The sequence below is a fragment of the Levilactobacillus yonginensis genome (genome assembly GCF_003946265.1).
GTDB lineage: Bacteria > Bacillota > Bacilli > Lactobacillales > Lactobacillaceae > Levilactobacillus > Levilactobacillus yonginensis.
This window is the reverse complement of record NZ_RHNO01000059.1, coordinates 1-1,469: the sequence shown is the minus strand read 5'-3', so window position 1 is coordinate 1,469 and position 1,469 is coordinate 1. Positions and strand designations below refer to the sequence as shown.

At 38.5% G+C, this 1,469-nt stretch carries 2 protein-coding genes; one reads left to right on the top strand and one right to left on the bottom strand.

The window, feature by feature from the left end; all coding sequences use genetic code 11:
* Nucleotides 1–180: 180 nt before the first annotated feature.
* Entirely contained in the window at nucleotides 181–390 is a 210-nt protein-coding gene (locus tag EKM87_RS12315) for a hypothetical protein (RefSeq protein ID WP_125685038.1), read from the bottom strand.
* A gap of 270 nt (nucleotides 391–660) precedes the next feature.
* Between EKM87_RS12315 and mobQ the strand changes: the two genes are divergently transcribed.
* Nucleotides 661–1,469, top strand: an 809-nt coding sequence (gene mobQ / locus EKM87_RS12310) for a MobQ family relaxase (protein ID WP_164506511.1), incomplete at its 3' end; no start/stop codon positions are given.

Below are 1,469 nucleotides of genomic sequence, written 5' to 3'. Positions count from 1 at the left end.
TCGAGCAAAGCCCCTTTTTGAATTAATCGGCGAGAACGGGCTTTGCGGGCTTGCCGATTTTCATAGTATTTAGATTGGCGTAATTTAAAATCTTCCCGCTCAATTTTTTGTTTTAAACGCGCTTGCTGCTCGACTAGTTTTTCATATTGATTAGACATGGAATTTCCCCATCTCGTATGGCTAATGATCTACGGACTTTACCTTTAAAAATTCAGAAAATTGCTTGGCTAAAAGCTTAATCTGATCGTTAGACAAATTAGCATAATCTAAATTGGCTTGACTGATGATTTGTTTACCTAGCCGTTGTTCAATCTTAATTTTTTCAGCTTTAATCTTTTGATTAAGCTGTTTTAATTTAGCTTCTTGTTTTTCTAAGTTGCTTTGAGACATAACGATCCCTCCAATCATATTAAAAATAATCACCGACACTATATCATACAGAGAATGTTAAGTCAAAGGATAAAAGTTGAAATAGCGAAGCGAAAGGCATACACTAAATTAAAGTTAAGAGAATCAGAAGACCGAGTGAAACGAGGTCAATGCGCACTTACACCCCACTAAATTCTTGTGGGGTAAATCGTGCTAAAATCCTGTATTAGAAGTTGCCGATGGCGACAACAAGGTCAAAACCCATAGAATCAAAGGAAGACGGTGACTGACATGGCAATATTCCACATGAGTTTTAGTAATATTAGTGCTGGTAAAGGACGAAGTGCGATTGCCAGTGCCGCTTATCGAAGTGGTGAAAAGCTATTTGATGATAAGGAAGGTCGCCACTATTTTTATGCCCGATCGATCATGCCAGAAAGCTTTATTTTGACGCCAAAAAATTCACCTGAATGGGCGAGTGATCGAGAGCAGTTGTGGAATGAAGTTGAAAAGAAAGATCGTAAATCAAACTCACGGTATGCAAAAGAGTTTAACGTGGCTTTACCGGTAGAATTAAGTGAATCCGAACAGAAAGAATTACTGACAAAATATGTGCAAGAAAATTTTGTTGATGAGGGCATGGTAGCCGACGTGGCAATTCATCGCGACCACCAAGATAATCCGCACGCACATGTGATGTTAACTAACCGACCATTTAACCCAGACGGAACATGGGGAATCAAGAGTAAAAAGGAATATATTTTAGATGAGAATGGCAATAAAATGTATACCGGAACTAGCAAGTACCCTAAGAGTAGAAAGATACTGATGGTCGATTGGGATAAGAAAGAAAAAATAATTGAATGGCGTCATAATTGGGCGGCAAGTGTAAATCAGGCTTTGGAGCAAAAAAACATTCCTGATCGGATCAGTGAAAAATCATTTGTGGAACAGGGAATAGCTGACACACCAATGCAACACGAGGGAATCAATAGCAAACGGCATGAAAGAAAGGCATTTAATCAACAAGTTAAGAACTATCGTAAGTCCAAAGCTGGCTATAAAAATATGCAGGAGAAAGTAGTTAATCGAGGCCACTT

Excerpts from the sequence above, each read along its gene's own strand:
- EKM87_RS12315 (WP_125685038.1), bottom strand. The coding sequence starts at position 390 with ATGTCTCAAAGCAACTTAGAAAAACAAGAAGCTAAATTAAAACAGCTT.